The 8,339-nt window shown below is 35.7% G+C and carries 4 protein-coding genes and 5 tRNA genes; all 9 read right to left on the bottom strand.

Translation table 11 applies throughout. The features are described 5' to 3' along the window. Positions 1 to 106: 106 nt before the first annotated feature. Positions 107 to 3,832 (bottom strand): PAS domain S-box protein, encoded by a 3,726-nt coding sequence (locus N2201_06950; GenBank protein MCX7785936.1) that lies wholly within the window; start codon positions 3,830 to 3,832, stop codon positions 107 to 109. 483 nt (positions 3,833 to 4,315) lie between these two features. After that, positions 4,316 to 4,387: transfer RNA gene (locus N2201_06945), tRNA-Asn, on the bottom strand. A 38-nt stretch (positions 4,388 to 4,425) separates the two neighbouring features. Then, complete coding sequence (locus N2201_06940; protein ID MCX7785935.1) at positions 4,426 to 7,230, bottom strand: S8 family serine peptidase; 2,805 nt, start codon at positions 7,228 to 7,230, stop codon at positions 4,426 to 4,428. A 26-nt stretch (positions 7,231 to 7,256) separates the two neighbouring features. Beyond that, positions 7,257 to 7,568 carry a hypothetical protein gene (locus N2201_06935; GenBank protein MCX7785934.1) on the bottom strand — a complete coding sequence of 104 codons (312 nt, stop codon included), beginning with the start codon at positions 7,566 to 7,568 and terminating at the stop codon, positions 7,257 to 7,259. A 68-nt stretch (positions 7,569 to 7,636) separates the two neighbouring features. Further along, positions 7,637 to 7,710, bottom strand: a tRNA-Lys gene (locus N2201_06930). Positions 7,711 to 7,753: 43 nt separating this feature from the next. Beyond that, positions 7,754 to 7,827: transfer RNA gene (locus tag N2201_06925), tRNA-Arg, on the bottom strand. A 118-nt stretch (positions 7,828 to 7,945) separates the two neighbouring features. Next, positions 7,946 to 8,016: transfer RNA gene (locus N2201_06920), tRNA-His, on the bottom strand. Beyond that, positions 7,993 to 8,256, bottom strand: a complete 264-nt coding sequence (locus tag N2201_06915) for a GIY-YIG nuclease family protein (GenBank protein ID MCX7785933.1) — start codon at positions 8,254 to 8,256, stop codon at positions 7,993 to 7,995. The genes N2201_06920 and N2201_06915 overlap by 24 nt, the downstream gene beginning before the upstream one ends. An 11-nt stretch (positions 8,257 to 8,267) precedes the next feature. Next, positions 8,268 to 8,338 (bottom strand) — tRNA-His (locus N2201_06910). Between the last annotated feature and the right edge of the window lies 1 nt (position 8,339).

The following is an 8,339-nucleotide window of genomic DNA, read 5'->3' as shown; positions in this document are numbered from 1 at the left end:
GCTCATATCTTATGCTATTTTTGAGATGTTCTATCAACTAATTTAATCGGATGTCGGATTAGCAGAACATTGCATTTTTCTCCGATTATACCGCTCATATCTTATGCTATTTTTGAGATGTTCTATCAACTAATTTAATCGGATGTCGGATTAAAAATTTTGTGCCTTTTGAGAGTCTACTTTTTACAATAATTTCACCGTGCATTAAGTTAACTAATTGTTTAACAATCGCTAATCCCAGTCGAGCTCCCGGTGTTGCTCTTGTGAGATAAGCATCAGTTTGAAGATATTGTTCAAATAGGTGAGGTATTCTTTCTGGTTCAATTCCGATACCGGTATCTTTCACATAATATTCGAGCACGGCTTCGTTCGGTTTTCGCACTTCAGATAATCTAAAGGAAACTTCAATTTTGCCCTGATACGTAAACTTCACGGCATTATCTAAGAGATTGGTAACTATCTGTTCAATCTTTACGGAGTCGCCAATTAATTTTCTGGGCAGATTTTTTGATAGCATTAACTTAAACTGTAAATTTTTCTCTAATGCTTTCGGTTGATAGGTAAATCTGATTCGATTTGCCAGTTCAAAGATGTCAAACTCTTTGTGTTCAACGGTTATTTTCCCAGTCTCAATTCTTGATAAATCCAGAAGTTCATTAATAATATGTAATAACTTATCACTGGAATTTCTTATAATGTTAAGAAACTCTTTGCGCTCTTTGTGATTGTTTTCTTCTTTTTCTAATAAGATGTCTGTGAAGCCTAAAATCGAGTGCATTGGTGTTCTTAGTTCGTGACTCATATTAGCCAGAAACGCAGTTTTTGCTCGATTTGCGGCTTCTGCGGCTTCTTTGGCTGATTGAAGTTGAAGGGCAATTTCTTTTTGAGGGGTAATATCTCTAATTACGCCAATGGTCATTATTACTTTGTTATTTTCCATAATGGGCGTGCGGGAATGTGAGACCCATTTTATCTTGCCGTCTTTGGTTATCATTCGATATTCAATATTACTACAAGGAATACCCATTTTAACACGATTCAATTTTTCTTCAACTTCTTTTCGGTCAGCAGGATGGATTAATGAGTGGAACACATCGGGCGATTTTGCCATTAATTCTTCAGGAGTATATCCCAAAACTTGTTTACAGGCAGGATTAATATATTTGACATTATCTTTGGCATCTCGCAAGATTATGATATCTTGAATATTTTCAACCAGGGTTCGAAATTTTTCTTCAGATTCAAATAATGCTTGTTCATACTTTTTGCGCTCCGTAATATCTTCAATCACACCGTCAATCCAATCGATTTTACCTTTTTGATTACGATGAACGCGAGCAGTAACTGAAGCAATAATAGATGTGCCGTCTTTCTTTTTTAAATACAACTCTTCATTTTTTACAAAACCATATTTATTAATCTTATCAAGTAACTTTTTGCGGTCTTCTGGGTCCTGATAGGTTGCGGTGACGAGAGTATTTTTTAATTCATTTACGGAACTATATCCCAGAATTCGCGCCATTGCCGGATTAACTTCAATAAATCTACCTTCTGGTGTACTACGATAAATACCGATATTTAGATTTTGAACTAAACTCCGATATTTTTCTTCACTAACTTGGATAATCTCTTGTGACTTTTTGATTTCAGTGGATTCTAAAACTAATGATATTAAATCAGCAATTGATGCCACAAAGTTCTGTTCTTCTAAGGTCCATATTCTCATTGGTCCAGTATGCTCATGACAAACAACACCAACAACTTTTCCGTGCAACCGAACCGGTGCGTCCAGCATTGAAGTAATATGTAACGGAATTAGATAGTCTTTAGCAAATTCTCGGGTAGGATTGTCTTTTCGCGCATCATTACCGACAATGACTCTTCCTTTTCTCAGTGCCTTAAAATAATTGGGGTATTTATCAACAGAAAGCACCATTCCTTTCTCGTATGTATCTTTACTTTTCCAATACAGGTCTTGACAAATTAGTTTCTTTTTATCCTCAGAAAATTGCCAAAAACTTACTCGTGCCACATCGATTGTTTGGGCATCAGTTTTGAGTATCGTCTTAACGGCGTTATTAAAATCAATAAATTTCTGTTTTGATAGTTTTAATAAAGTTTCTTGGAAACGAATTGTTTGCTCAATTTTTTGTTGCTGTTCTTGTTCGGCTTTTTTTCGGGCGGTGATATCACTGACAATATTCATTATTGCCGGTTTATTTTGATAAATAAATGGCCTTGCTGAAACTTCAACATCAATTACAGAACCGTCTAATCGAACAAATTTTTCTTCAACCGTTGGCGCGGGTTTCATTGTTGTTAGCATTTTTTGGATTCGTTTTCTAACAAAATCTCGGTAATCAGGATGGACAACATCTAATGCTGGCTTTCCAATTAGTTGCTGGGGACTTTTAGCGCCCAATAGTTTCACGGCTGATTGGTTGACAAAGATAATTTTGCCTTCACTGTGAGCTGCAATCGCATACGGTGACATTTCGATCAGGGTCCGGTATTTTTCTTCGCTTTCAGCGATTTGTTGCTCAATTTTTTTGCGCTCCGTAATATCTTCAATTACGCCGTCAATCCAGTTAATTTCGCCTTTCAGATTACGATGGGCACGGGCAGTGATTTGCGCAACTATCGGTGTGCCATCTTTCTTTTTCAAATGAATTTCTTCGTCTTTCAAAAATCCATATTTTTTAATTTTAGTAAGTAAATTTTCTCGTTCTTGGGGATTTTGATAAAAGTCAGTAACTGATAACTTATTGATTTCTTGGGAATTATAACCCAGCATCCGACACAATGATGGATTGGCTTCAATGAATTTTCCCTTAGGGTCAGGAGTATTACGATATACACCAATGTTTAAATTATTGACTAAACTACGAAATTTCTCTTCGCTTTCGCGCAAAATTTTATCTTTTTGAGCGTTTTCAATTACACTTCCGATTAGGCTGGCAAGTGCTTTTAATGTGTCAATTTCAATTTGAGTCCAAGTGCGTTCGTTGATACATTCATCAAAACCGATAAAACCCCATAAATCTTTCGCTACAAAAATTGGAACAACGGCAATTGACAGAATACTTTGTGCGGAAAGAATTTTCTGTTCTTTTACTGGAAAGTCTTTTACTAATCCATAGACCGGTGCGCCTTTAGTTAAAATTTTTACCCATCTACCGAATCCGGCCTTAATTACATCTAAATTCTGCATTAAGGGATTATTAATTTGGGGAGTAATGCCTTTTGACACCCATTCGAAGCGTTGACTGGCTAATAATCTGCCCTTAGATGAAAGGTGTTTTTCAAAGATATAGACTCGACTAACTTTAGATGCTTTACCAATTAATGCCAAAACTTTTGGGACTACAGACTGCCAATTTTTAGTTTTAATAAAAAGTTCACCAGCAATTGCTACTGCTTCTAATATCTTTTCTCTACGGATTAATGCGTCACTTTGTTGCTTTTGTTGGGTAATATCAAATAGAATATGAACCGAACCGGTATACTTATTGTTTTCATCAAATATCGGTGTTGCCATTGCTTGAAAACATCGCCGATTAATTTCAATTTCAGCAGATTTTGGGAGCTTCGTCTTTTTGGCAACCAGTTCAAGACAATTTTGGGGACGGCTCTTTAGATCGTGAATAATTTGCCAACAACGCAGTGATGGAAATTCTTTGGGATTTTTGGCGGTAAGTTTCTCAAAGGCTTTATTCCAAAATAGTATTTGATTTTTAGGATCGCTAATAAAAACAGCATGCGGAATAGTATTGATTGTTAGCCGATACTGTTCTAATAATTTTTGCGATGCCTTAAAGAGTTGCTGTTTCATAAAATAAGATTCATAATTATAGATTTTATAAAGGGATTAATTTTATTAATTTATATTTACTCATTTATAATAAGAAGTATACAAAAAAGTCATATAATGTCAACTATAATTTGCAATGTGTCCAAGAGATACTATACATTTTATGAGTTTAATTACAATTGGAAGTAAGCCTTATGGAAGAAAAAAAGGAATTACACAAAATTCTTGACGCTACCATATGCTAACAAAATTTCATGATTTTTTTGTGTTTAGCCACAAAATAGCATTATATCTGTTTTGACACCTACTATTTCTTTCTTATTTTTTAACAAATCCCTAAATAAGTTGATAACAATCAAAAACGGGTCTGTATTGTACTAATTACTTATAAATTAAATAGTTGCCCCCATTTTTTCCAAAGCACTTTATTAATAAAAGACCTGAATTTATTTCAATAGTTTTATAAGTAAGTTAAATATTGCCGTATTATTTTTTAACAAGAAACTCCAGCGGCAGGACTCGAACCTGCAACCCTCCGGTTAACAGCCGGATGCTCCACCATTGAGCTACGCTGGATTAATACTATGATAATTGATTCTTGCAATTTGTCAAGTTTAACGAATAACCGCAAACTTAGTTACATCGTAGCCCCAACTCGTTTGTAAAACAGCAAAATAGAGACCAGCACCAACTTGTCTTCCTGATTCATTTTTTCCATTCCAAAATGCACCGATTTTTTCTAACTCGGTTTTGTCACCTTCAACACCATATCTGCCAAGAGATTTCAGATAATCAGGATTTAGTTTTAAGGTTTTAACTAATTCGCCATTTAATGTGTAAATGCGAATTTGAGGATTTACTGGTTTATTCATTAATAATAAGGGAAAATAAATGTTACCGTGTTTTGAAGGAATATAAGGATTTGGAAAAGGTTCAGCCATTCGGTCTTTTTGGTATTCCGGTCTTTTGGGCGGATATAGTTTTAAGAGCGAATCGATATTAGGCACACCATAGCCGAAAGTGTCATTAGGAATTGATTCGCCTAAATGTGTTGCTGTAGCAAAAAGGGCGTTTTTTACTGAATCGGCATTCCATTCTGGGTGTGCCTCGCAAATTAAAGCACAACATCCAGCAATTAATGCGGTTGCACAAGATGTGCCAATACTACCTTCATAAATATTATTGGTGGAGTCTGGAGCAACAACAATTACCGTATCTGCAAGTGCCACTAAATCGGGTTTAGTTCTACCGTCAATCGTTGGTCCAAGGCCGGTTCCGCGCCAAGGCCGTAATGATTTTGTAATTCCGCCAGCAGTAATGATTCCAATAGCATCGCCAGGCGCAACAATATAACGACTTGGCCAAGGAAAAGCCGAAGTCCGATTTCCCATTGCACTGACAATAACAACGCCTCTTTTAGCTGCAATTCCAGCAGCAATTGAAATGGGAATTGTTTTACCATCTAAATCCCTGTCAATGTACCAATTACGATAGCCTAAGGAACTGGAAATAATTTTAGCACCTTCTTTTTCTGCCCATTCCAAGGCTTGAATCCAATTATCTTCTTCTGAAGTGATTTCAACCGTATCACCGGTTTTTGCCCGATACAATTCAGTTTTAGCAATTAACAGTTCAGCACCTGGTGCCACGCCCACCATTGAATTAGGTTGATACCCAGCAATGATTGATGCCATTCGCGTGCCATGATTTGGCTGTTCAATGTGGTCTTCACCTTGTTCATAGTCAGTGTTTTCATCACCATGCTTGTACCACAGTATAAAGGGTTGGTTGTTAAAAATACTAATTCGTGGACAATAAGAAAAATCCTGAGTAATAATATAAGAAGGGCTGAATGTGTTGCCAAAATCTGTAGATTTCGTCAAATAAATATTACCTTGGGATTCATAAGTAATGAAAATAGTATCACCGCTTAAAATAAAAGCAAAATCACCTAAGGTAGTTAAATTATCAGTAACTGCGATTTTCGTGCTCCAGGTATTTCCTTGGTCAATTGATTTTTTGAGCGAAAGTTTTGTATATGGTATTGAGGTATAATCTTTATATAATAAATAAATTGTGTCGCCTAAAGATTGAACTTGAATTGCACTGGCAGTAGTGTCAACAAAGGGTAGTGGTTGAAAAGTGAAACCGTTATCGAAAGATTGAAATTGATAAATTCTATGGGATTTTACACCAATCGCAAAAATATTAACAACTGAGTCCACGATAATTAAAGGATTTATTATTGGTTCATTGAAAATATTGACGGCAATTGGGTTTGTGAACTGAAGATTAGAGGTATAAGATTTATCAAATAGTAATATCGAATCAGGATTAGTGTAGACAAGATATAAATAATTATTTTTTGCAAATATGTTGGGATTTTTACCTGTTAGGATTGGAGCACTTAAGGAGTTCCAAGTTGTATCAACAAAATATCCGAAATAAATTCTGGGTATAGGTAAAGTAGGTGCTTGAGGAAGTAAGTCCTGCCAGGCTAAAAAAGTTTTAGACCCATTCAAAGCATAAGAAATTGTTTGAATTGAGATATTATGCGTTGGTGTAAAGTAGATGTTTTTAGCATTAGACCAGGTTTGACCTTGGTTATTACTGTAACTATAAAAGACTCCGCGGTGTTGCGTAGAATATCTAAAAGAGTCTGCAGAATAGATAAGTAATAATCGGTTTTGGTTAGTTTTTATAAGTTGCGGTGATTTTATTAAACTAATATTGCTTAAATTATCGATTTTAGAAATGCTACCCGAAATATCTTGTTTATAGAAGTCATCAGGTGCCAGAAAGTCGTGTTCTTTATAGATTTTTAGATTCCTTACTGCATTGTGTTTTCTTTTTAAGCCGGTGTCAAAGATTGCCAGTTTTACCCGAGAACCGCTATAGCCACGATGAAACACTGGTGGCACACCCAACATTGCATTCTGGTCATAGGCAAGACCATAGAAAACACGATAAGAGGTAGTGTCTTCTTTTCGTTTTTTTGCATTCTTATCTGTCTGGGAAATTGAAATGCGGTCTAATATTTCTACAGAATTAGTTCTAAGTGGAGTTATATTATAGACAAAAGGCAAATTAAATATTTTTTCTAATATTTGCAGAGAAGATATGCGAAAACTGGCAGCATTGAGCCAATTAGAAATACCGCGTAACTCTGCACCGAGACCAATAATTTCATCAATATATTTTTGATATACCGGCAAATCATCAAAATCTAAAGATTGTCCCATAAAATTTAACCTTCGTTCCAACGCATCAACACTTAATGGGGGAGAGTAATTTTGTAATATGTTTTCGTATTCTGACACCGACCTAAACCCTTTATCAGTGAAATAGACCCAGATTAAATTATTATCAACTTTTGGAAAGGCTTCTTTAATTGGAGCCCGATAAAATGGCGTGTTCAAAAAGAGAAGAAATGTTAGGAAGATACTCATATGCTATATGGAATTAATTTAGATAAGACTCCGCCTAAAGCAATAAAGATAACTACAGAAATTATAAGCAGTACAAGATTGACGACCCCTAAAATCAAACAAGTCCGACCGATTTTTTGGCCATATTGAGAGATACTTCCCTGAGATATTATTACCCCAAATATAATACCAAATAATGGATAGATAAGAGAGAAGACATATAACCAGGTAACATTGACAAGATAAATTATATCAATGAGAGATTGAATACGGGTTAGTTGAGATTGTAATAAATTGTTTTTCTCTAAATTAGATTTTAGTTCTTCCATAAAAACTCCTGACTAATAAATACAAGTAGTATTTAATTTTTGATTTTTAATATTTAATATTTTTAATGTACCCCGCGAAGGAGTTGAACCTTCAACCCACGGATTAAGAATCCGTTGCTCTGCCAAGTTGAGCTAGCGGGGTGTAAGTCATAATGAGTATATTACCAATTGCATTATAAAGTTAGCGCGCCCGGCGCGACTCGAACGCGCAGCCTACGGGTTCGAAGCCCGGCGCTCTATCCGATTGAGCTACGGGCGCAATAGTGAGTAAGCAGAATCGGTAACATCCATAGATGTATTCAAATGTTCTAAGTAATTTAGATTACATTTACCATAGAAATTAATTTTTATAATCATTATTTTGCTATCAAGTTAAAGGTGAGTGACCCGAAACGGGCAACATCCTGAGCCACAGTCAGGTGCTCTAACCAAATTGAGCTACACTCACCATAGAAATTTGTTTCTTCAGCCATATTCTGCCCTCAAGAGATTTGAGATATTTTTCTCTTGAGATTGCTTCGGATTTATTGGCATAACTTTCAGCATAGATGAGTTTAAACGGTCTGCGATGCTTGGTCGATTTGACCCTGCCGAGATTGTGTCGTTCAATACGCTTCATTAGATTTTCTGTATAGCCAGTATAAAGTTTATTATCCTTCATACTTTTTAACACATAGACATAATACATTATTTTTTAAGGGTGAGTGACCCGAAACGGGCAACATCCTGAGCCACAGTCAGGTGCTCTAACCAAATTGAGCTACACTCACC

This window comes from candidate division WOR-3 bacterium (assembly GCA_026418155.1).
Lineage (GTDB): Bacteria > Hydrothermota > Tepidihabitantia > Tepidihabitantales > CAIPLT01 > JAOABV01.
Note: the sequence above shows the minus strand (reverse complement) of the source record. Positions and strands in the feature narration are given on the sequence as shown.

What these genes read in the sequence shown, in the direction of transcription:
- N2201_06935 (MCX7785934.1), bottom strand. Translation starts at nt 7,568, where the DNA reads ATGGAAGAACTAAAATCTAATTTAGAGAAAAACAATTTATTACAATCT.
- N2201_06950 (MCX7785936.1), bottom strand. Translation starts at nt 3,832, where the DNA reads ATGAAACAGCAACTCTTTAAGGCATCGCAAAAATTATTAGAACAGTAT.
- N2201_06915 (MCX7785933.1), bottom strand. Translation starts at nt 8,256, where the DNA reads ATGTATTATGTCTATGTGTTAAAAAGTATGAAGGATAATAAACTTTAT.